Origin of the sequence: Saccharopolyspora sp. ASAGF58, from assembly GCF_012277335.1 — a bacterium.
In the GTDB taxonomy this organism is placed as follows: Bacteria; Actinomycetota; Actinomycetes; order Mycobacteriales; family Pseudonocardiaceae; genus Saccharopolyspora; species Saccharopolyspora hattusasensis.
The window spans coordinates 3,539,955-3,561,510 of record NZ_CP040605.1; the positions used below are offsets into that span (position 1 = coordinate 3,539,955).

Below are 21,556 nucleotides of genomic sequence, written 5' to 3' on the forward strand. Positions count from 1 at the left end.
TCAATGATGCTGCAAAGCTGAATTGGACGCATTAATTAGGCCTGCTTACGTTCGAGCTCGTGAACCCCGTCGATCCGGCCCGAATCCGCAAGATCCGCATCGCCCTGCTGCTCGGCGCACTGGCGATGTTCGCCCTGCTCTACGCGCCGCAACCGGTGCTCCCGCAGCTGGCCGACGTCTTCGCGCTGGACCCGGGCACGGCGGCCCTGCTGGTTTCGGCGAGCACGCTCGGGCTGGCGGTCGCGGCGATCCCGCTCGGCACGCTGTCGGAAGCGGTCGGCCGCCGCCGCACCATGATCGTGGCGCTGCTGATCGCCGAAGTCCTGGGCCTGCTGCTGCCATGGGTGCCGTTCTTCCCGGTGCTGGTGGCCGTCCGGCTGGTCCAGGGCGCGGCGATCGCGGGCCTGGCCGCGGTAGCGGTCGCCTACCTGGCCGACGAGACCGGCGGCCAGCACCTGGGCACGACGATGGGCCTCTACGTCGCTGGCACCACCGTCGGCGGCATGTCCGGTCGCCTGTTGGGCGGAGTGGTCGGCGACTTCGCCGGCTGGCACGGCGGGATGTTCGCGGTGGCGCTGCTCGCCGGGGTGGGCACGGTGCTGTTCGTGGTGCTGCTCCCCGCCGAACGCAACCACCACCGGCAGCCGTTGCGCTGGCGACCGCTGCTCGGCGGCTTGCGCGCCGCGCTCAGCGACCCGGTGCTCTACGTGCCGTACCTGGTCGCTGCGCTCGGCATGGGCGCCTTCGTCACCGTCTACAACGTGCTCGGCTTCCGCCTCACCGCTCCGCCGCTGCTAGTGCCTCCGGCGCTCGCTGCGCTCGCGTTCCTCTCCTATGCGGCCGGAACGGTCACCTCGACGATCACCGGTCGCGCCGCGGATCGCTGGGGACGCATGCAGGCGCTGTTCACCAGCTTGGCGGTGACTGCGGTCGGATTGCTGCTGATGCTCGCCGGCAACCTGCTCGTGATCGTGGTGGGCCTCGTCGTGTTCACCGGCGGGTTCTTCGCCGCGCACTCGGTGGCCAGCGGCTGGGTCGGGGCGCGGGCATCGGCGTCGGCCCGGGGCCAGGTGTCCGCGCTGTACCAGTTCGCCTACTACGGCGGCAGCAGCGTGGGAGGCGTGGTGGGCGGCGCCGCCTACGGCGCGTGGGGCTGGTCCGGCATGACGGTCTTGCTGTGCTGCTGGCTGGCGGTGGCCGCGCTCGCCGTCGGCCTCGCGGTTCCCGCGCGCGGGCGCGTCGCCGTCGCGCAGGCTTCGTGACGCCACGACCGGCGAAACGCGACACGACCGGCGAAACGCGAAGGGCTGCCCGGTCAGGTCGCGTCGGAGTCGTACGGGGGGCGTTCGCCTGGGGCGAGCGGTCGCTGCTCGGGCTTCGGCGGGTCCGCCGGCTTCGGCTGGTAGCTGTTGCCGTTCGTGCTGCCGTTGGTGTTGGTGATGCCGTCGAGCGGGTTCTCCCCGTCGAAGAGGTGCTTGGTCACCGCCGTGCGCGGGTTGAAATTGCGGATGCCGCGCAGGTCCTCCAGCGGCTTGCGCAGCTCGTCGAACTCCGGGCCGAGCTCGGACTTGATCTGCTCGCGTGCGCCGGTCGCGTACTCCTTGACCTGGCGAACCGTCTTGCCCAGCCACGCCGCGCCCTGCGGCAGGCGCTCCGGGCCGAGGATGAACAGCCCGACCACGACGAGAACCAGGAGTTCGGGCCAGCCGATGCTATCGAACACCTCTCGACTACCTCCGGGGCTTCGCGGCTCGCGGACCAGCACCGCATGAGCTGGCAACGCCCCCAGAGTACCGACCGGGTGATAGCCGCAGGAGGGGGAATTAACCCAGCACGTGGCCTTCACGAACTGTTAGCTGCACGTTCGGCGGGAAACCAGCGCCGGAGGCCGGCACCTCGGAGGTCGTCCAGCCTGCGGTATTCGCCTCGAGGGTGGCCACCGTCCGGGACCCGCGGGGCGGTGGCAGGGGCGCGGGTGTGGCGATTTCGCGCGAAATCGCCGTTTTCCACGCCTGGCGGGTGGCGATTTCGCGCGAAATCGCCCCCTGGCGCCCAACTTGCGCGCGGGTCCCGCGCGCCGGGCGCCCATCCGGGAACCGGGCGACCCGTGCGCTCACTTCAGGGTCACGGCCAGGACCAGTTCGCGGCCCTGCCGGACCACGGTCACCGGCACGCGCTCGCCGACTGGGTGCCGGTCGACGGCCACGATCAGGTCGTCGGCGCTGGCTACTTTGCGCTCGCCGATCTTGATGATCACGTCGCCTTCGGCGATCCCGGCCGCCGCCGCGGCGCTGCCGTCCTGCACGTTCTGCACCTGGGCGCCGTCGGCCAGCCCGTCGCTGACCGACTTGGCGTTGACGCCGAGGTTGGCGTGCTGCACGTTGCCGGTGCGGATCAGCTCCTGGGCGATGCGCCGGACGTCGTCGATCGGGATCGCGAAGCCCAGCCCGATCGAACCGCCCGCACCGCCGGCACCGAGGGTGCGGATCGCGCTGTTGATGCCGACCACCGCGCCGTTGCCGTCGACCAGGGCACCGCCGGAGTTGCCGGGGTTGATCGCGGCATCGGTCTGGATCGCGTCGATGACCGCGTTGGTGTCGGTGCCCTCACCGGCCAGCCGCATCGGGCGGTGCACCGAGCTGACGATGCCGGTGGTCACGGTGCCTGCCAGGCCCAGCGGCGAGCCGATGGCGATTACCTCGTCGCCGACCGCCAGCCCGTCGGAGCTGCCGAGCTGGGCGACCGTCGGGTTGGACACCTCTACCTTGATCACCGCCAGGTCGGTCTTCACGTCCCGTCCGACGATCCGCGCCGGGGCCCGGGTGCCGTCGTGGAAGACCGTGGAGACCTGCGCGTTCGGGGTGTCGGCGGCCATCGAGATGACGTGGTTGTTGGTGACCACGTAGCCGTTGCCGTCGATGACCACCCCGGATCCGCTGCCGCCCTGCGCGCCGACGCGTACCTCGATCGACACGACGGCCGGGACGACGCGTTGCGCGACCGCGGCGACGGTGCCCTTCGGCCGGTCCTTGCCCTGCTCCACCTCGGCGAGGGTGACGTCGGGGTTGGTGAGCGGGTTGCCCTCCTCGGCGGTGATCCGGCCGAGGAGCCCGCCGGCCACGCCGACGAGCAGGGCGACCGCGGCGAGGATCGCAAGGCCGCGTGGGTGAACCCGGCGACCGAACAGGATCTCGCGGGCGCTCAGCAGCGGACCGGTTTCGGTGCGGTCAGGCTTCTCCTCGGGTTCTTCGACGAGGGCGGGCGGGCCGATCATCGCGGCCGCGGCCGGGTCACGCCACGGATCGCGCTCGCCGGAGTTCCACAGCGCCGGCTCGTCGGCCGGCTCGGGTGTCATCGGCTCCTCGCCCGGCGCCCGCTGGAGGCGTTCGCCGCTGCGCGGCGGGCGGCTGAACGCCTGGGCCAGGGCTTCCGGCGGGGGCGGGGTCTGCTCGATGCCGCGCACCGGCAGGTCGCGCCGGTTCGAGTCGAAGCTGCCGGTCACGCCCTTCGGACGGCCGAACACCGAGCTCTGCGACGGGTCGACCGGGGGTCGACGCAGCGGGCGCGGGGCGAGGCGGGGCGGGGAGGCGTGCTGCGCTCGATGCGGTGGTTCGGCCGGCCTGCCGTGCACGGCGGTGCTGTCCGGGTCGGCTTGCTCGCCGTGAGCGGCGTGGGGTGGTTCGGCCTGCCCGTTCTGCGCGGCTGGGGGCGGGGTGACCGGTCCGGCGGGCACTCCCCGGGTGGGGTTCGCCGCGCCCTGCCACGGATGCACGGGTTGGGCGGGTCGCCCGTTGGGCTCCTGCTGGCCTGCGTGGGGTTGGTCCCGACGTCCCTGGTCGGCGTCGGGGCCCTGCGCGGGCCTTCCTGGCTGGTCGCTCATCGCTCCCCGGGCATGCGGTCGGGACTCGTCCGTTCGAGTGGATCACACGGGCGGTGTGCCCATGCCACCGGCATGTGGGCGCACTGCCAGCACGCCCATTTTGCCGGGCGACCGGTGAAGTTCGTGTGGGAGCGGGCGAAGTCTCGCGGTCCTCGCCGGGAGGAACGCTCAGTTTCCCGATGGGGCGGAAGCCGAGGTCGTCGGTGCCGGGGGTGCGGACGAGGGCGGCTGGCCCGCGGCGACGTGCGGAGATGTCGGATGGCCGACGCTCGGCTCGGCGGGCAGCGATTCGCGCGACGAAGCCGGTACGACGGCATTCGTGAACGCCTCGCCGGGATCCGGTGCGCTCGGGACCGGCCGCCCCTCTTCGTCGGTCGGCAGGTTCATGAAGGCGAGGGCGCCCAGCACCAGGCCGGAGAACACCACGCCGGCGCCCTGCCGGGTGCGGCGGCTGACCCGCCGCGACGGGGCGGCGTCGGCGTCACGTGCAAAAGGGGACACGCTGCCAAAGGGCTGCTGGGTGCCGCCCAACGGCCTGCTGGACCCGAGCGTGGCCCCGTCGCCGAATCGCTTCGCCCGGTCCGGGCGGGCCACGGCGACCAGTTGGCCGTCGGCGGTCAGCGCCAAGCCGTCCGGCTGGCTCGGCAGGTCCGCGTGCGCGGGAATGGCCTGCAAGGCCCGCAGGAGCTTCGGTGAGATCGACGGCGTCTGGGCCGCCTGGACCGCGGCGCGGGCCTGCCGCTGGGCGGCGGCGTCCGCGGTGCACGCGGGGCAGTGGGCCAAGTGGGCTACGGCGCGATCCTGGGCGCTCGGGCTGAGCTCCCCATCTACCAATGCGACGATCGCGTCCAGCGCGAGGTGCTGCTCCGGCAGCCCCCACCCACGCAAAACCGTCATTCGTCAAACCTCCCGGGGATGCTCGCGGCGAGCTTCCAAGGTGGCCTTCAACATCTGGCGCCCGCGGTGGATCCTGCTTCGCACAGTACCCAGCTTCACGCCCAAGGTGGCGCCGATCTCCTCGTAGGAGAGCCCCTCGACGTCGCAGAGCACGACCGCCGCCCGGAACTCCGGCGGCAGCTCGTCCAGCGCCGCCTGCAGGTCGGGGTCGAGGTGGGTGTCGTTGAAGACCTGCTCCGGACTCGGGCCACCGCCGGGCAGCCGGTCGGTGTCCTCGGGCAGGCCCTCCATGCGCAGGCGGGACCTGCGGCGGGCCATGTCCAGGAACAGGTTCGTGGTGATCCGGTGCAGCCACCCCTCGAACGTTCCCGGCTTGTACGACGCGAGCGACCGGAACACCCGGATGAAGGTCTCCTGGGTCAGGTCTTCGGCGTCGTGCTGGTTGCCGGTCAGGCGGTACGCCAGCCGGTAGACCCGGTCGGCGTGCTGCCGGACCACCTCGTCCCACGTCGGCGGGGCCCAGGCGACCTCTTCCGCGGCGGGTGAGACGGTGCTGTGTTGGACACTGGGGGCCACACTCATCGGCTGTGTTGCCATCGGGCGAAAAGCCACCTCCTGTGCGGTTTCATCTCCAAGAACGGACATGTCGCCTCCGTTGTTCCCGGCGTTGTCGTCTAGGAGACGCCGATGGGGTCGGTTATGACGTGCTTACTCTCGTATGCCCTGGTGAGGTAGCGATTAAAGGCGCCTGAGAACTGGCTGAGAACCTGATGTGATCCGGATCTCATTCCGGCCCGCAGGAAAACGGCCCACTAACGAATTCGGGCGCGCGGAACACCGACGTGGGCAACGCCGATAACCTTTCGCGTTGTGATACCCGAGACGCCGGTGGGTGCCGGGCCCGTGGGCCGCGAGCAGGCGCGATACCGCTTGTCCGGCGCGCCGACCGGCGGTCCGACGGACACCTCGGTCGGGGCGTCGCCGCTGCACGTGCTGCGGTTCCTGGCGGCGGCGTTGCGGGCCAAGGCCGTGGTGGAGGTCGGCACCGGGTCGGGCGAGAGCGCGTTGTGGCTGCTCCAGGGCATGCTCCCGGACGGCGTGCTGACCTCGATCGACGCCGACGGGGCCGCCCAGCGAGCGGCCCGCAGCACGCTACGGGAGGCAGGCGTGCCGACGGGCCGGACCCGGCTGATCGCCGGCCGGGCGGTCGATCTGATGCCGCGGCTGACCGAAGGCGGCTACGACCTGGTGTCGGTGGGCATCGCGACCACGGACTACCCGAGGTACCTGGAGCTCGGCGTCCGGCTGCTGCGCCCGGGCGGGGTGATCGTGTTCGCGGGCGTTCAGCTGGCCAGCCCGGACACCCGGAGCGCCCTGGCCCTGGCCCTGCGAGACCTGGTCCGGGCCATCCAGGAGGACGAAAACCTGGTGCCCGTCACCCTCCCGACCGGCCCGGGCCTCCTCGCAGTCGCGAAGCACACGTGATTTTTTCGAGGTGAGGGGCACCCTTGAGCGGCTGTGCCAACGGCTGTGCCAACAAAATGGTGCCCCCCACCTCTCACCCGGAAGCGTGGTGATCAGGCGGGGGAGACGCTGAGGAGCTTGCCCGCGAGGCCGCGCGCTCGGGTGGACAGGCGCTTTGCGATGTCGTTGAGGACCACCGCCGCCGGCGAGTCCGGGGCCTCCAGTACCAGCGGGGTGCCGTTGTCGCCAGCTTCGCGCAGCCGCGGGTCCAGCGGCACCTGGCCGAGCAGCGGCACGTCCGAGCCCATCGAGCGGCTCAGAGACTCCGCCACCCGCTGGCCGCCGCCCGAGCCGAAGACCTCCATCCGCTGGCCGTCCGGCAACTCCATCCAGGACATGTTCTCCACCACGCCGGCCAGCCGCTGCCGGGTCTGCATGGCGATTGCCCCAGCCCGCTCCGCGACCTCGGCCGCCGCCTGTTGCGGGGTCGTGACCACCAGGATCTCCGCGTTCGGGATGAGCTGGGCGGTGGACAGCGCCACGTCGCCGGTGCCGGGCGGCAGGTCGAGCAGCAGGACGTCGAGGTCGCCCCAGAAGACGTCGGACAGGAACTGCTGCAGCGCCCGGTGCAGCATCGGCCCGCGCCAGACCACCGGCGTGTTGCCGGGGGTGAACATGCCGATGGAGATGACCTTCACGCCGTGCGCCTGCGGCGGCATGATCATCTTCTCCACCTGGGTGGGCTTGCCGCCCGCACCCAGCATTCGCGGCACCGAGTGGCCGTAGATGTCGGCGTCGACCACGCCGACCGACAGGCCGCGCTTGGCCATCGCGGCCGCGAGGTTGACCGTCACGCTGGACTTGCCGACCCCGCCCTTGCCCGAGGCCACGCAGTACACCCGGGTCATCGAGCCGGGCTCGGCGAACGGGATGCGCGGTTCCTCGGCGCTGCCGCGCAGCATCTTGCGCAGCTCAGTGCGCTGCTCGTCGCTCATCACGTCGAGCTCGACCTGGACCGAGCTGACGCCCTCGACGGCGGACACGGCGCTGGTGACCCGCTGCGTGATCGTCTCCCGCATCGGGCAGCCCTGGACCGTCAGGTACACCTCGACCGTCACGGCGCCGACGGCGCCGATGGACACGCTTTTCACCATGCCCAGGTCGGTGATCGGCCGGCGGATCTCCGGGTCCTCGACCTGGCTGAGAGCCTTCCGGACGGCGTCCTCGGTGGGCGCGGACTGCGTACTGGTCACGGTTACCTCGGCAAGCTGGAGTTGCGGACGTGGTCGGTGGTCGCTTCGGACGACGCCATGCGCCGACCTCGAAGGCTCTCACACCGCGCGGTGGGCAATCCCAATGCTACGGACCGGTAGCCCGCCGGGAACAGGGTCGCCCGCGCTGGTCGGCGGGACTCGCCGAGCCGAACGCGATTCTTGTTCGGGGGCGCTGCGCAGTCGAGTGAACGCGTTCCGTAATATCAATCTTCGTGGCCGAGACGGCTTTTGATCGATTACCGACTCGAAGTGAATTGCTGGCGTACCGCAGTTTCCTCCGCGCGCACGCCAGGGTCACGCGCTGCCTGGAAGGCGACCTGATCGCCGAGCAACGGCTCACGCTCGCCGCCTACGACGTCCTCGAGGCGCTGGCAGAAGCCCCCGAACAGCGGCTGCGGATGACCGAACTCGCGGACGTCGTGCTGCTGTCCCGCTCGGGGGTGACCCGGTTGGTCGACCGTCTCGAAAGGCTCGGGCTGGTGCGCCGGGTCCGGGTCGATTCGGACGGGCGCGGTGTGCAGGCCGTGATCACCGAACGTGGCGAAGCGCGGTTGCAGCTCGCGGCGTCGACGCACCGCACCGGGGTGGCGCGGTACTTCCTGTCCGCGACCGCGGGCGAGCTGGAGGCGCTGATGCGCACCTGCGAGCGGCTGGCCGACGGGGGTGTGCCGTCGCCGCCGGGGCAGCGTGCGCAAGCATGAGGTCGTGCACGATGCGAACTCCACCGCTCCCGAACAGCTGATCCGGGCAGTCGGCCTGGTCCGGTTCGTGGACCGGCGATTGCTGCTGGTCCGCGCCGGCTACCAGGCCGCGTTCTACCTGCCCGGCGGAAAGATCGACGCCGGCGAGACCGAGGTGCAGGCCCTGCACCGGGAAGTGCGGGAGGAGCTCGGCGTCGGGCTGGTGGGGGCGGACTTCTTCGGCCGCTACGTCACCGACGCCGTCGGTCAGGGAGACGGCGTGCAGGTCGAGCTCAGCTGCTACACGGGCGAACTCGACGGGGCCCCCGAGCCGGCCGCCGAGATCGCCGAACTCGCCTGGTGCACCCGCGAGGAGTACGTGGCCCACGAGGTCACGGCCCCGGCGATCGTTGCGCTCTTCGCCGACCTCGACGGCGGTTCCAATGGAGAACATCGCGCTGGTTCCCATTGAGCGTTTTCCAACCTCTTCTTGCGTTGCGGTGCGGGGAAACCTCAGCGGCCTTCTCGACTCCGGGTACCAATCGACGGTGCACGCTGCGACGGTGGGCCAAGGCGGCTATGCCGCTTGCGGCAGCCTGGTGCGACTTCCAGCGTCGCGGCTGCGACCGGCCAGGACGAAAAACGCTCAATCGGAATCGCACTGGGTTCAGAGTCGCACTGGGTTCGAAATCGCACTGGGTTCAGATGTCGTCGGCGTCTCGGAAGCTGGTGCGGATTCGCCGTTTCTCCACTTCGCTCCGCAGGCCGGGGACTTCCTCGCGCAGCCGATCCAACTCGGTGCGCAGGTAGTCGCGGGTGGTGACCTCGCCGATCGCCAGCCGCAGCGCGGCGAGTTCGCGGGCGAGGTAGTCCGTGTCCGCCTTGGTCTGCGCCGCCCGCACTCGGTCCTCTTCCAGCGATACCCGGTCCCGGTCGTCCTGCCGGTTCTGCGCGAGCAGGATCAGCGGGGCGGCGTAGGAGGCCTGGGTGGAGAAGGCAAGGTTGAGCAAGATGAACGGGTAGGGGTCCCACTGCAGGCTGACCGCGAACAGGTTGACCGCGATCCAGACGATCACGAACACCGTCATCCAGAACAGGAACTTGCCGGTGCCGAGGAACCTGGCGATCCGCTCCGAGATCTGCCCGAACAGCTCCGGGTCGAACGAGACGGTGAACCGGTGCGGCGGGCGGGGTTGGTCGAGTCGGCGGTGGGTCAGCAGTTCGGGCATCAAAGCGCCTCCTGGTCCGTCGGGCCGGTCTCCGGTTCGGGAAGTCCGCTCTCCCGCCAGTTCTCCGGCAGCAGGTGGTCGAGCACGTCGTCGACGGTGACCGCGCCGATGAGGTGCTCCTCGTCGTCGAGCACCGGCCCGCACACCAGGTTGTAGGCGGCGAAGTAGCGGGTGACGTCGGCCAGCGACGCCCCGGCCGGGAGGCTCGCGAGATCGGTGTCCAGCGCGCCGGCGACCAAAGTGGACGGTGGTTCGCGGAGCAGCCGCTGGATGTGTACGCAACCCAGGTAGCGGCCGGTCGGGGTGGCCGATGGCGGGCGGCAGACGAACACCAGGCTGGCGAGCGCCACCGGCAGGTCCGGGTTGCGCACCATCGCCAGCGCCTCGGCGATGGTCGCGTCCGGTCCGACCACGATCGGTTCCGGTGTCATCAGGCCGCCTGCGGTGTCGAAGGAGTACGCCATCAGCCGCTTGACCGGTGCCGATTCCTCCGGCGCCATCAGCCCGAGCAGCCGTTCCTTGTCCACTTCGGACAGCTCGGCGAGCAGGTCGGCCGCGTCGTCGGGGTTCATCGCCTCCAGCACGTCCGCCGCTCGCTCGTCGTCCAGGTACGCCAGCAGGTCCTTCTGGTCCTCGTCGGGCAGTTCCTCGACGACGTCGGCGAGCCGCTCGTCGTCCAGCGCCTCCGCGACTTCGTAGCGGCGCTTGGTCGGCAGCTCGTGCAGGGTGCTCGCGACGTCGACCGCGCGCATCGTGTCGAACATGGCGAGCAGCTGCTGCACGCCCTGCGGCTGACCGGTCAGCTCCGCGACCGCCAGCCCGGTGACCTGGTCCCAGTCCAGCACCTGGGTCGGGCCGCGGCGGCCGAGCCGCCCGGTGCGCTCCCGAACCGCGAGCTTGGCCAGCTGCCAGTCGCGGGTGCGGATCTGCTCCATTGCGACGTCGACCAGGACCGCGGGCGCCCCGGTGGAGTCGATGACGACCCGGGCGTCGAGCAGTTGGCCGAGCACCAGCAGTTCGTTGGGGCGCTGGTGGAAATGGCGGAGGTTCACCGTGCCGGTCGCCAGCGTCACGGCGCTGGATTCGATTCGGGTGACCCGCAGCATCGGCACGAAGATCCGGCGCCGGGTTGGCAGCTCGACGACCAGGCCGAGGACGCGCGGCGGCTGCCGCCGGACGCTGAGCCCGGCGACGACGTCGCGCACCCGACCGATCGATTCGCCGTCCGGCCCGAACACCGACAGGCCGGCCATCCGGGCCGCGAAAACCCTGGTCGCGGCTGCCACGTGGATCAGGCTATGCACTCTCCGTGCCATCCGCTGCCCGGGCGGAACGGCGCGGCGCCGCCGCTCGGGAACGGCGCGGCGCCGCCGCTCGGGAACGGCGCGGCGCCGCCGCTCGGGAACGGGACTGTGCCGCCGGGCACTTGTCCGGCCCAAGCGGCGGCGTGCGTGGTACACACGCAGCGACTCGCGATGCCAGAGGAGGACAACGTGGACGGTCGACGTGCCCGGCGGAGCTGCCTGGCGGTGCCGGGTTCCAGCGCGAAGATGATCGACAAGGCGCGCGGGCTGGCCGTCGACCAGTTCTTCCTGGACCTGGAGGACGCGGTGGCGCCGCTGGCGAAGGCCGAGGCGCGTGATCGGATCGTCGGCGCCCTCAACGAGGGCGGCTGGGGCGAGAAGATCCGCTCGGTTCGGGTCAACGCGCTGGACACCGAGTGGACCTACCGGGACGTGGTGACCGTCGTGGAGGGTGCGGGCGCCGAGCTCGACACGGTCATCCTGCCGAAGGTGAGTACCCCCGAGCACGTGCGCTGGCTGGACCTGACGCTGACCCAGATCGAGCGGGCCATCGGGCTGGAGGCCGGCGGGATCGGCATCGAGCCGCAGATCGAGGACGCCCGCGGCCTGGTCGAGGCGGACGCCATCGCCGCCGCTTCGCCGCGGGTGGCGGCACTGGTCTACGGGCCCGCCGACTTCATGGCCTCGATCAACATGCGGTCGCTGGTCGTCGGGCACCAGCCGCCGGGCTACGACGTTGGCGACGCCTACCACTACATCCTGATGCGCATCCTGACCGCGGCCCGCGCGGCCGGGGTGCAGGCGATCGACGGGCCGTACCTGCAGATCAAGGACGTCGAGGGACTGCGCCGGGTGGGTGGCCGGTCGGCGGCGCTGGGCTTCGACGGCAAGTGGGTGCTGCACCCGGCGCAGGTGGACGCGGTCAACGAGCTCTTCTCGCCGCGCCAGGAGGATTACGACCACGCGGAGAACATCCTGGACGCCTACGAGTGGCACACCTCGGCAGCCGGTGGCAAGCGGGGTGCGGCGATGCTCGGCGACGAGATGATCGACGAGGCGTCCCGCAAGATGGCGCTGGTGATCGCGGGCAAGGGCCGCGCGGCGGGCATGACCAGAACGGACCGCTGGACCCCACCGGAATCCTGAGCCGGTTTCCAGGCTCGTTCTGCACGGCGGTTCTGGTGGCTTCCCCCAACGGGAGTCGCCTGGTTCCGCCTCGCCAACCGGTGTGGGGCGAATGGCCTGTTCGCGTCGGTAGGCGGCGCGAATGGTCCGTTCGCTCCACACCTGCAGCACCCTCCCAACCAGCTTCTACCGCGCCGGCAAACACTCACGGCCTTGTGCCTGTGGAAACAGAGTTCCCGGTGCGGCCGTTCGCGTGGTGGCGTTGCACCGTCGGGGTTCGGTTCGGTGGCGGAAGGGTTGAGTTCACCCTGTTGCGGCTCGGTACCGCCGATCCGCGCGGTAGGTTTCGGATGATCCTCAGACGTCGATCGAGAGGGCGGGCTCCGAGGTGGCCACCGCGGCAGGAGCGGAGAACGAGCAGGAACTGCGCTTGGCGCTGGCGATGCGCGGCGGCGCGAGCATGGCAGTGTGGATCGGCGGCGCGGTCGCCGAGATCAACCGGGTGCGCGAGGCGGTGGCGGACTCCCGGGCACCGGCGGACGGCGGTTCGACTGGTACCCATCCGTGGGCGGCGCTGGCGAAGCTATCCGGCTACGACTCCGTCGCGGTCGACGTGCTGGCCGGGGCCTCGGCCGGTGGCCTCAACGCGACGCTGCTGTCGGCGACGCTGGTCTACGGCATGCCCTTCGACCGGATGCGCGAGGTGTGGGTGCGGCTGGGTGACGTGGAGGCCATGTCCCGGCCGGTCCCGAAGTTCTGGCAGCGCCGCCCGCCGTCGCTGCTGGAGGGCGATCGCTACTTCCGCGCCGAGCTCGCCGACGTCATCACCGACAACGTGCCGGTGGCGGCGGAGCGCCCCGGCAACCAAGCCGATCTGCTGCTGACCGCCACGCTGCTGGACCCGCTGCTGGAGCAGCGCTTCGACGGCCGCTCCGGGCCGATGCTGCAGGAGCGGCGCACGGCGTCGTTCCGGTTCCACCATCGGGGGAAAGCCGGCGATCCGCTGTCGGATTTCGGCGCGGGCGACGACTTCGCGGCCACGGTGCTGCGGCTCGCCCACGCCGCCCGCTCGACGTCGTCGTTCCCGTTCGCCTTCGAGCCCGCGCAGGTGCGCTCGTCGCTCGGCGAGCCGCCGGACGGTGAGCCGAACATGGTCGGGCTGTTCTCCGAAACCGTCGCCGATCCGATGCTCCCGCCGTTCCGGGTCATCGACGGCGGCGTGCTGGACAACATCCCGGTGACGGCGGCGATCGATGCGATCACGGCCGCGCCCGCGGACCGGCCGACGCACCGGTGGCTGCTCTACCTGAACCCGGACCCCGTCGCCTCGCACGGCCAACGCCGCGAGCCCGGGCTGGCCGTGCCGGTGACCGCGGCGGCCCTGAAGGCCCGGCTGTCCCAGGAATCGTTGCTCGCCGACCTCGACGCGCTGGACGAGCACAACCGCGTAGTCGAGCGAACAGCCCTGCGTCGCAAGGCGTTGTTCGCCCCGTTGCGCGCCGCGCCGGACGACGAGCGGGCGTCGGTGCTGGCGCAGCACGTCGACGCGGTTGCGCCGGACAACGCGGTGGTGCGCGCGGAACTGGACGCCCAGGCGGTGTACCGGCTGCTCACCGAGCCCGCGGGCACCGAGGACGGCAAGCTGCTCCCGCCGGTGGTCGGCGATCCGCTCGCGGAGTGGTCGGCGCAGGCGAGGACGCAGCTCGCGCGACGCCTTTCGGCCGGGCTCGGCAGCGGTGCCACCGCGCGCGTCTTCGACGACGCGCGCGGCCTGCTCACCGCGGTCCAGGAATGCCTCGGCTGGGCGTGGGACATCGAACGCTGGGCGCCGGAAAGCCGCGAGATCGGGCGCTGTAAGTCCGTGCTGTACCGGCTGCGGAGCTTCGGCGAGGTGCTGGAGGCGCACGCCGACCGGTACTGGATCAACGGCGCGAAGCTGGAACCACTCGTCGAGACCGCCGAACTCGACGAGTGGGTGCAGCGCGTGCTGCTCCGCCGGGCCAGGCTGCAGCACCGGTTGCCGTCCCCGATCCAGCCGCTGCTGGGCGCGCTCCTGCGCGCCGTCGAGGAAGGCGAGGACTTCCAGCGGGAACTCGCGGAGTTCGCGGGCGAGCTGATGTCCATCGTCGAATCTTCGGGCGCGGACGCGGTGCCGGATGACGCCGGGGTGGACGCGGTCGCCCAGGCTCGAGCGGTGCTGCACCGGGTCGCGGACCGGCTGGCCGCCGCGGCACCGCCGCGCGAGCACGTCGACGAACCCCAGCAGATCGGCTACTCGCTGCTGGAGCGCAGCGACCGGCGACCGGCGACGTTGCGGCAGCTGGTGGTCCTCACCGCTCCGCTGGACGTCGGCCGGGTCCCGGGAACGCGGATCAACCTGCTGCGCGTGGTCAGCGACGAGCAGAGCCCGCTGCCGTTCACCGCGCTCCGGCGCGACGAAGCTGCGCCGCTGCGGATCGCGGACAAGATCCGCGGCCTGGACGTGGGCAACTTCGGCGCGTTCCTGTCCGCGAAGTGGCGGGCGAACGACTGGATGTGGGGGCGGATGGACTCCGCCGCCGCGCTGGTCCGGTTGCTCGCCGACCCGACGCGGTTGGCGCAGCGCCACGGCGGCTCGGAGGAGCTCGGCGACGCGCTGCAGGCGATCGTCTCCCGCCCGACGGTGGCGGAACTCGGGGAGCTTGGTGAGGAGCAGGCCAAGCAGTGGCGCGGGTTCCTGGCCGAGGTGTGGGCGAGGCACGCGGAGGAGGTGCGCGCCGAACTCGACGCGCTGTTCGCCAACCCGGACGACGAGCACGGGCTGACCGAGACCCGGCGGCTGCTCACCGAGCGTCTGCAGTGGACGATCGCCGCAGCGGAAGTCCCTTTCGTGGCAAGTGTTTCGCCCGGTGCCGACCCGGACGGCGGTCGCAAGCCGCCGTTGCCCGCGCCTGCGCAGCTGTCCAGCCAGGTGGAGCGCTACGACGTCGGCCGCCAGCGGTTCGCCGACCTCGGCGAGCCGCGGGCGCTGTCGATGGCGACGCGCTTCGGACTGCTCGCCTACCGCGCCGCCCGCCCCTCCGGGCGCGGCGTGCTGCCGTGGTTCGGGCGTCGGGCGATGACGCTGATCAAGCCGCTGCTGATGGCGATCTTGTACGCCTTCGCCGCCCCGCGCCGCGCGGCGCTGCTGGGCTTCCTGGCGGCGAGCGCCGTGACGTTCACCGGCATCGGGCTGGGGTCGCTGCCCGGGACGCAGATCCTTTCCGCCGAGCAGCACGAGTCGGCGTTCCAGAGCTCGTTCGTCGTATCAGCCGGTCCGTTCGCGCCAGGTGCGGCGGAAGCGCCGATGCTCGCCCCGGCCGTCGCCTGTCCGGAATCCGGTACCGGCTCGGATGTCGCGTGCGCGGACAGCTTCGGTTGGTTCGGCGGAGTGCCCGGGAACTGGCTCGTCGTGGCCGACTTCTCCGGTACATCCTTCGGCGCCGGCGCACTGCTGGCGATGCTGTTCACCGTGGTCTTCGCCGTGTGGTCGGGGTGGCGCCTGGCGCACCGCTTCGGCCGCGGCTTGGCGCGCTGGCTGCCCTCGGCGTTCATCGCGGTGGCGCTGCTGGTGGCCGAGTTCTGGCTGTTCACCACCGGATTCCGGCTCGGCCCCCTCGGGCTGGCGCTGGTCGCAGCGCTGCTGACCTGGCCCGCAGCGGTGGCCTACCGCAGCGCCGCGCGCGTCGGTGCATCGGTGCTGACGCTGCTGGTGTTCGTCGGCGTCCTGTGGCTGTGCGAGCCGAACGCCTTCAGTGGCGGGGGCTGGATCGTCCTGGCGACGGGCTTCACTGCCTACGCCCACATGGTCTTGGTAGGCACCGTCGACGTCCTCGCGCCGAGGCCCAGGCGACGTGCCGATTTCGCGCCGAAGGCGCCGCCACGGACGATTACGCCCAAAGCGGAGCTTTCCGATCTCGCCTGAGTGCCTGTTTCCGGGCTCCGTTGCCGCAGGACGCGAAAACGGGCTCTAGGTGTTCAAGATCAATGTGTGAGGCGGTTGGCACGCTGCTCGTCGTTGTCGGCGACAGCCTTGGTGTCGACGAGAAGCAGACCCGCGACCCGTTGCGGCGCGGCCCGCAGCACCGCCATCGCGACGGAGCCGCCCATCGAGCATCCGCCCAGGACGGCCTGCGGCAGCCTCCGACCGGTCCAGCAGCGGCCGGGCGCCGTCGTGGACGCTCGCGGCCGGACTTTCCGCTACCGACCCCACGGCGGCGCCGCGGCGAAGGTCGCCACCTGGCCGTGAGTGATTTTGGGTGCCATAGCACCGGAAAACGCTCACGGGCGTTGGGCTGGGCGGATCCGCGAAAAGCCGCCGGTCCGCTGCGCGGCGCTGACGTTCGCAGTCGTCCGCCGGGAAGCGGCCGAGTGACTTCCCGGACTTCGGATGCGCGCGATCGCGCGGACGGACATGATCTCCGGGCGAACCCACGGGGTAGCCTGATGGGGCAGGGGACAATATGCCGGAATCGGGCTCGCCCGCCTCCCCACGGTCCCCGCCATGACAGCAATCAACGGAGGTGTCAGCGGTGTCCAATCCGTTCACCGGCTCCGGCCGGCAGGCGCCGGGTACACCCAACCTGCCCACCCCGCCGAGCGGCTGGCCGATCGGCTCCTACGGCACCTACGAAGAGGCGCAGCGCGCGGTCGACCACCTGGCGGACAGCGACTTCCCGGTCCAGGAGGTGACCATCGTCGGCGTCGACCTGATGCTCGTCGAACGGGTGACCGGACGGCTCACCTGGAGCAGGGTGCTAGGTGGCGGCGCGGCGTCCGGGGCCTGGTTCGGCCTGTTCGTGGGCCTGATCCTGGGGCTGTTCACTCCGCAGGGCAACTGGTTCGGCCCGGTGCTGGTGGGCCTGGGCGCTGGCATCGTGTTCGGCCTGGTCTTCGCGGCGGTCGGCTACGCCTCCACCCGCGGTCGCCGGGACTTCTCCTCGGCCAGCCAGCTGGTCGCGGGCCGCTACGACGTGCTGGCCCAACCCCGCCACGCCGAACAGGGCAGGGACCTGCTCGCCAAACTAGCCATGCGCCCGCCGCCGGCGCAGTGAGCCGACGACCGAGATGCGGACCCGGGAACCAGCAGGAGCCCGGGTCCGCTTCGCGTTTCCCGGAATTCGCGCTGCCGGAATTCGCGCTGCCGGAATTCGCGCTGCCGGGGTCCGCGCGTCGGAAGGACGCGTCGACCAGTCGGAAGGACGCGTCGACCAGGCGATATGCGGCGATCGGCGCAGCGCGGTGGGGCCTTCGGCGGAGCTCGCGGACGTCCGGTTTGACCCACATTCACGTGTTTGCAACAAGGGGCGCACCGGCCTTGCCTTGACTGATCAAGAGGCCTAGCTTTCCACCACCGGCTCACCGCCGGTGGTGGCAGGCGACGAAGCGTGGGCACCCCAATGCTTGGTCGTGGCTGTGACCAGCAATTGGGAGGACCGACCGTGAGAGTTCGCCGCACTCGTAGAGCGGCAGTGCTGGGCGCGTCGCTGATGTGCGCGTCCGTGCTGACCGCCTGCGCACCGGCCTCCGGCGCGAACACCGTGAACCTCTACAGCGCGCCCGAGGAGAATCTGCAGCAGAACGTGGACCGCTGCAACGCCCAGGCAGGTGGGCAATACCAGATCGTCTACCACAAGCTGCCCCGCGACGCCGACGGCCAGCGGGAGCAGATGGTGCGCAGACTGGCCGCCGGGGACACCGGCATGGACATCCTCTACCTGGACGTCACCTGGACGGGCGAGTTCGCCGAGGCGAACTGGATCCGGGAGTGGACGGGGGAGAACAAGGCCGAGGCGGAGCGGGGCACCCTGCAGGGGCCGCTCGAAACGGCCACCTGGCAGGGCAAGCTCTACGCCGCGCCGAAGAACACCAACGTGCAGCTGCTGTGGTACCGCAAGGACCTGGTGCCCGAGCCGCCGAAGACCTGGGCCGAGATGATCTCGACCGCCCAGCGGCTCAAGCAGGAAGGCAAGCCGCACTGGATCTCGTTCACCGGCGCGCAGTACGAGGGCCTGTACGTGCACTTCAACACGCTCGTGCAGTCGGCGGGCGGGCAGCTCATCTCCGATGACGGCAAGCGCGCGGTGGTCGACGCCAGCGCGGTGCGGGCGCTGCAGGCGTTGCGTGACCTCGGCACGGCGGGCGTCACCAGCGCGTCGATGAACAACGCCAAGGAGGACGACGCCCGGCAGGAGTTCGAGACCGGGCAGTCCGCGTTCGAGCTGAACTGGCCGTTCGTCTACCCGTCGATGCAGGAGAAGAAGCCCGACCTCGCCCGCAACGTCGGCTGGGCGCGGTTGCCCGGCCTGCTGCCGGGGGTGCCGAGCAAGTCCACCATCGGCGGCGCCAACTACGCGATCAGCAGTTATTCGACCAAGCCGGACCTGGCCTTCGACGCGGCCAAATGCCTGCGCAGCCCGGAGAACCAGAAGTTCTCCGCCATCAAGGACGGCGTGCCGCCCACGATCGAGTCCGTCTACTCGGATCCCGAGGTCGCCGCCGAGTACCCGATGCGGGACACCATCCTGGAAGCGCTCAAGGACCCGGGCGTGCGATCGGTGACGCCGGCCGCGCAAAACGTCTCCACGGTGCTGTCCAACATGCTGTCCCCGATCGCGGAGATCGACCCGCAGACAACTGCGGATCGGATGCGCACCGAGGTGCAGAACGCCTTGGACTCCAAGGGAGTGATGCCGTGATGGTGCAGACGAGCCAAGCGGAACCGGTAGCGGTGTCCGACGGCAAGGGGGCGATCAGCGAGGGCAAGAAGGCCGAACGCAAGCTCGGCTGGCTGCTGTGCGCCCCGGCCGCGCTGGTGATGATCGCCGTCACCGGCTGGCCGATCCTCTACGCGCTGTGGCTGTCGTTCCAGCGTTTCGACCTGAAGTACCCGGACCAGCGCGAGTTCGTCGGGCTGGACAACTACCTCACCGTCCTGGGCAACGGCTACTGGTGGAGCGCGTTCTGGGTGACGGTGCTGGTCACCGTGGTCTCCGTGGCGATCGAGTTCGCACTCGGCATGGGGCTGGCGCTGATCATGCACCGGGCGCTGGTCGGCCGCGGCCTCGTGCGCACCGTCAGCCTGATCCCGTACGGCATCGTCACCGTCGTCGCGGCTTTCAGCTGGCGCTACGCCTGGACGCCGGACACCGGCTACCTGGCCAACGCGATCACCCCGGACGGCGCGCCGCTGACCGAGCACGCCAGCGCGCTGGCCATCGTGATCGTGGCCGAGATCTGGAAGACGACGCCGTTCATGGCGCTGCTGCTGATGGCGGGCCTGGCGCTGGTGCCCGACGACCTGCTCAAGGCGGCGGCGATGGACGGCGCCGGACCGTGGCAGCGGTTCGTGAAGGTGATGCTGCCGATGATGAAGCCGGCCATCCTCGTCGCGCTGCTGTTCCGCACCCTCGACGCGTTCCGCGTCTTCGACAACATCGTGGTGCTCACCTCCGGCGCGCAGGACACCTCGTCGGTGTCCGTGCTCGCCTACAACAACCTGATCAAGGGGCTGAACCTCGGCATCGGCTCGACCATGTCGGTGCTGATCTTCATCGCGGTCGCGCTCATCGCGTGGATTTTCGTCAAGCTCTTCGGCGCGGCCGCACCCGGTAGCGATGACAAGGGGAGGCGCTGATGGCCGGCGTCGGCGGGGCGGAGACCCCCGCGCGGAAGACCAAGTGGGCGCTGCTCAACATCATCGTGATGGTGTACGCGCTGGTGCCCGTGCTGTGGATCCTGTCGCTGTCGTTCAAGAGCCCGGCGACGCTCTCGGACGGCAACCTGATCCCGCGCGAATGGACCCTGGAGAACTACGCGGCGATCTTCCGCACCACCGAGTTCACCCGCGCGCTGCTGAACTCGATCGGCATCGCGCTGATCGCCACCGCGATCGCCGTGGTACTGGGCACCATGGCCGCCTACGCGATCGCCCGGTTGGACTTCCCCGGCAAGCGGCTGCTGGTCGGCGCATCGCTGCTGATCGCCATGTTCCCGCAGGTGTCGCTGGTGTCCCCGCTGTTCGAGATCGAGCGGACACTGGGCCTGTTCGACACCTGGCCCGGGCTGATCCTGCCGTACATCACCTTCTCGCTGCCGCTGGCGATCTACACGCTGTCGGCGTTCTTCCGGGAGATCCCGTGGGAACTGGAGAAGGCGGCCAAGATGGACGGCGCCACGCCCGGGCAGGCCTTCGCGAAGGTGATCGCGCCGCTGGCCGCGCCGGGCGTGTTCACCACCGCCATCCTGGTGTTCATCTTCTGCTGGAACGACTTCCTCTTCGCGATATCGCTGACCTCGACGGAGAACTCCCGCACCGTGCCGGTGGCGCTGCAGTTCTTCACCGGCGATTCGCAGTTCGAGGATCCGACGGGATCGATCTCCGCGGCCGCAGTGTTGATCACCATTCCGATCATCCTGTTCGTGCTGTTCTTCCAGCGACGCATCGTGTCCGGGCTGACCTCCGGCGCAGTGAAGGGGTAACCGAAGTGGCCGAGATCGTGCTGGACAAGGTGACCAAGCGATACCCGGACGGGGCGCTGGCGGTCAACGAGGTGAACCTGGAGATCGCGGACGGCGAGTTCGTGATCCTGGTCGGCCCTTCCGGCTGCGGGAAGTCCACCACGCTGAACATGATCGCGGGGCTGGAGGACATCAGCGGCGGCGAGCTGCGCATCGGCGGGGAGCGGATGAACGAGCGCGCGCCCAAGGACCGCGACATCGCGATGGTGTTCCAGTCCTACGCGCTGTACCCGCATATGACGGTGTTCGAGAACGTGGCTTTCCCGCTGCGGCTGGCCAAGGTCGATCCGGCGGCGGTGAAGTCGAAGGTCGAGGAGGCGGCGAAGATCCTCGACCTCTCGCAGCACCTGGACCGCAAGCCCGCCAACCTCTCCGGCGGCCAGCGGCAGCGGGTGGCGATGGGGCGGGCGATCGTCCGCAGTCCCAAGGCGTTCCTGATGGACGAGCCGCTGTCCAATTTGGACGCAAAACTGCGGGTGCAGATGCGGACCTCGGTGTCGAAGCTGCAGAAGCGGCTGGGCACCACGACGGTCTACGTCACGCACGACCAGACCGAGGCGATGACCCTCGGCGACCGCGTGGTGGTCCTGCGCGGCGGGGTGGTACAGCAGGTCGGCGCCCCGCAGCACCTCTACGAGCACCCGGCGAACCTGTTCGTCGCGGGCTTCATCGGTTCGCCGGCGATGAACTTCGTCCCGGTCGAGCTCGCCGACGGCGCCCTGCGCAGCGCGCTGGGCGACGTGCCGCTGGGCGACCGGATCCGCACCGCGCTGGAGTCTGCGGATGCACCGCGCGAACTGGTGCTCGGCATCCGCCCGGAGCACTTCGAGGACGCGGCGCTGCTCGACGACACCGCCCGCGCGGCGGGCGCGACGTTCACCGGCGAGGTTGACGTGGTGGAGGAGATGGGCTCGGACAAGTACGTGTACTTCACCCTCCACGGTGGACGGGCGAGCACGGCGGAACTCGACGAGCTCGCGGCCGACAGCGGCAGCGCGGAGGTCCCGACCGACGAGGGCCAGGTCGTCACCCGCCTCTCGGTCGAATCGGCGGCCCGCGAGAACCAGTCCCTCACGGTCTGGTTCGACCCGGACAAGATCCACCTCTTCGACCCCACCACCGGCCGAACCCTCACCTGACCGACCGATCGAGCCGAGGTGAAGGG

General features: G+C 70.6%; 18 protein-coding genes and 1 pseudogene. 11 read left to right on the top strand and 8 right to left on the bottom strand.

Features of this window, described 5'->3' with window-relative positions; genetic code table 11:
• Positions 1–59: 59 nt before the first annotated feature.
• A complete protein-coding gene (locus FDZ84_RS16870) occupies positions 60–1,262 on the top strand; it encodes an MFS transporter (RefSeq protein WP_168586696.1) in 1,203 nt (400 codons plus the stop codon).
• Positions 1,263–1,315: 53 nt separating this feature from the next.
• Here FDZ84_RS16870 and tatB read toward each other — a convergent pair whose 3' ends face one another.
• From tatB to sigE, 4 genes are all read right to left on the bottom strand, one after another.
• Entirely contained in the window at positions 1,316–1,723 is a 408-nt protein-coding gene (tatB, locus tag FDZ84_RS16875; protein ID WP_168586697.1) for a Sec-independent protein translocase protein TatB, read from the bottom strand.
• Positions 1,724–2,113: 390 nt separating this feature from the next.
• Positions 2,114–3,880 carry a trypsin-like peptidase domain-containing protein gene (locus FDZ84_RS16880; protein WP_246869052.1) on the bottom strand — a complete coding sequence of 589 codons (1,767 nt, stop codon included), beginning with the start codon at positions 3,878–3,880 and terminating at the stop codon, positions 2,114–2,116.
• 168 nt (positions 3,881–4,048) lie between these two features.
• Positions 4,049–4,777: a zf-HC2 domain-containing protein gene (locus FDZ84_RS16885; protein WP_168586698.1), complete on the bottom strand. Its 729-nt coding sequence runs from the start codon at positions 4,775–4,777 to the stop codon at positions 4,049–4,051.
• Between the two features lie 3 nt (positions 4,778–4,780).
• Entirely contained in the window at positions 4,781–5,359 is a 579-nt protein-coding gene (gene sigE / locus FDZ84_RS16890) for an RNA polymerase sigma factor SigE (protein ID WP_168590120.1), read from the bottom strand.
• Positions 5,360–5,707: 348 nt separating this feature from the next.
• Here sigE and FDZ84_RS16895 point away from each other — a divergent pair, with 348 nt between their 5' ends.
• Entirely contained in the window at positions 5,708–6,262 is a 555-nt protein-coding gene (locus FDZ84_RS16895; protein ID WP_371812898.1) for an O-methyltransferase, read from the top strand.
• A 92-nt stretch (positions 6,263–6,354) separates the two neighbouring features.
• Here the strand turns inward: FDZ84_RS16895 and FDZ84_RS16900 are convergent, their stop codons facing one another.
• Positions 6,355–7,494 carry an Mrp/NBP35 family ATP-binding protein gene (locus FDZ84_RS16900; RefSeq protein ID WP_168586700.1) on the bottom strand — a complete coding sequence of 380 codons (1,140 nt, stop codon included), beginning with the start codon at positions 7,492–7,494 and terminating at the stop codon, positions 6,355–6,357.
• 275 nt (positions 7,495–7,769) lie between these two features.
• Here FDZ84_RS16900 and FDZ84_RS16905 point away from each other — a divergent pair, with 275 nt between their 5' ends.
• Together FDZ84_RS16905 and FDZ84_RS16910 are read left to right on the top strand one after the other, a co-directional pair.
• Entirely contained in the window at positions 7,770–8,216 is a 447-nt protein-coding gene (locus tag FDZ84_RS16905; RefSeq protein ID WP_223839536.1) for a MarR family winged helix-turn-helix transcriptional regulator, read from the top strand.
• A 4-nt stretch (positions 8,217–8,220) separates the two neighbouring features.
• Positions 8,221–8,667, top strand: a complete 447-nt coding sequence (locus FDZ84_RS16910; protein ID WP_246869053.1) for an NUDIX domain-containing protein — start codon at positions 8,221–8,223, stop codon at positions 8,665–8,667.
• A 229-nt stretch (positions 8,668–8,896) separates the two neighbouring features.
• Here the strand turns inward: FDZ84_RS16910 and FDZ84_RS16915 are convergent, their stop codons facing one another.
• Positions 8,897–9,424, bottom strand: a complete 528-nt coding sequence (locus FDZ84_RS16915) for a DUF1003 domain-containing protein (RefSeq protein ID WP_168586703.1) — start codon at positions 9,422–9,424, stop codon at positions 8,897–8,899.
• Complete coding sequence (locus FDZ84_RS16920) at positions 9,424–10,710, bottom strand: magnesium transporter MgtE N-terminal domain-containing protein (protein ID WP_168590121.1); 1,287 nt, start codon at positions 10,708–10,710, stop codon at positions 9,424–9,426. Before FDZ84_RS16920 ends, FDZ84_RS16915 begins: the two co-directional genes overlap by 1 nt.
• Positions 10,711–10,899: 189 nt before the next feature.
• Here FDZ84_RS16920 and FDZ84_RS16925 point away from each other — a divergent pair, with 189 nt between their 5' ends.
• Both FDZ84_RS16925 and FDZ84_RS16930 read left to right on the top strand, forming a co-directional pair.
• Positions 10,900–11,874, top strand: a complete 975-nt coding sequence (locus tag FDZ84_RS16925; RefSeq protein WP_210435595.1) for a CoA ester lyase — start codon at positions 10,900–10,902, stop codon at positions 11,872–11,874.
• Between the two features lie 367 nt (positions 11,875–12,241).
• Positions 12,242–15,796: a patatin-like protein gene (locus FDZ84_RS16930; protein WP_168586705.1), complete on the top strand. Its 3,555-nt coding sequence runs from the start codon at positions 12,242–12,244 to the stop codon at positions 15,794–15,796.
• 68 nt (positions 15,797–15,864) lie between these two features.
• On the opposite strand, the pseudogene FDZ84_RS16935 reads toward FDZ84_RS16930, so the two are convergent.
• Positions 15,865–16,011 (bottom strand): annotated as a pseudogene (locus tag FDZ84_RS16935) (alpha/beta fold hydrolase); the annotation flags it as partial.
• 392 nt (positions 16,012–16,403) lie between these two features.
• Between FDZ84_RS16935 and FDZ84_RS16940 the strand changes: the two are divergent.
• From FDZ84_RS16940 to FDZ84_RS16960, 5 genes are all read left to right on the top strand, one after another.
• The gene (locus FDZ84_RS16940) at positions 16,404–16,925 is read left to right on the top strand and encodes a general stress protein (RefSeq protein WP_010694064.1); all 522 of its coding nucleotides are present in this window, start codon (positions 16,404–16,406) and stop codon (positions 16,923–16,925) included.
• Positions 16,926–17,270: 345 nt separating this feature from the next.
• Positions 17,271–18,569: an ABC transporter substrate-binding protein gene (locus FDZ84_RS16945; protein WP_210435711.1), complete on the top strand. Its 1,299-nt coding sequence runs from the start codon at positions 17,271–17,273 to the stop codon at positions 18,567–18,569.
• On the top strand, positions 18,569–19,507 hold the full coding sequence (locus FDZ84_RS16950) for a carbohydrate ABC transporter permease (protein WP_246869179.1): 939 nt from the start codon (positions 18,569–18,571) through the stop codon (positions 19,505–19,507). Before FDZ84_RS16945 ends, FDZ84_RS16950 begins: the two co-directional genes overlap by 1 nt.
• Positions 19,507–20,352, top strand: coding sequence for a carbohydrate ABC transporter permease (locus tag FDZ84_RS16955; protein WP_168586706.1), 846 nt, complete (start codon positions 19,507–19,509; stop codon positions 20,350–20,352). Before FDZ84_RS16950 ends, FDZ84_RS16955 begins: the two co-directional genes overlap by 1 nt.
• Before the next feature lie 5 nt (positions 20,353–20,357).
• A complete protein-coding gene (locus tag FDZ84_RS16960; RefSeq protein ID WP_168586707.1) occupies positions 20,358–21,530 on the top strand; it encodes an ABC transporter ATP-binding protein in 1,173 nt (390 codons plus the stop codon).
• Positions 21,531–21,556 lie beyond the last annotated feature (26 nt).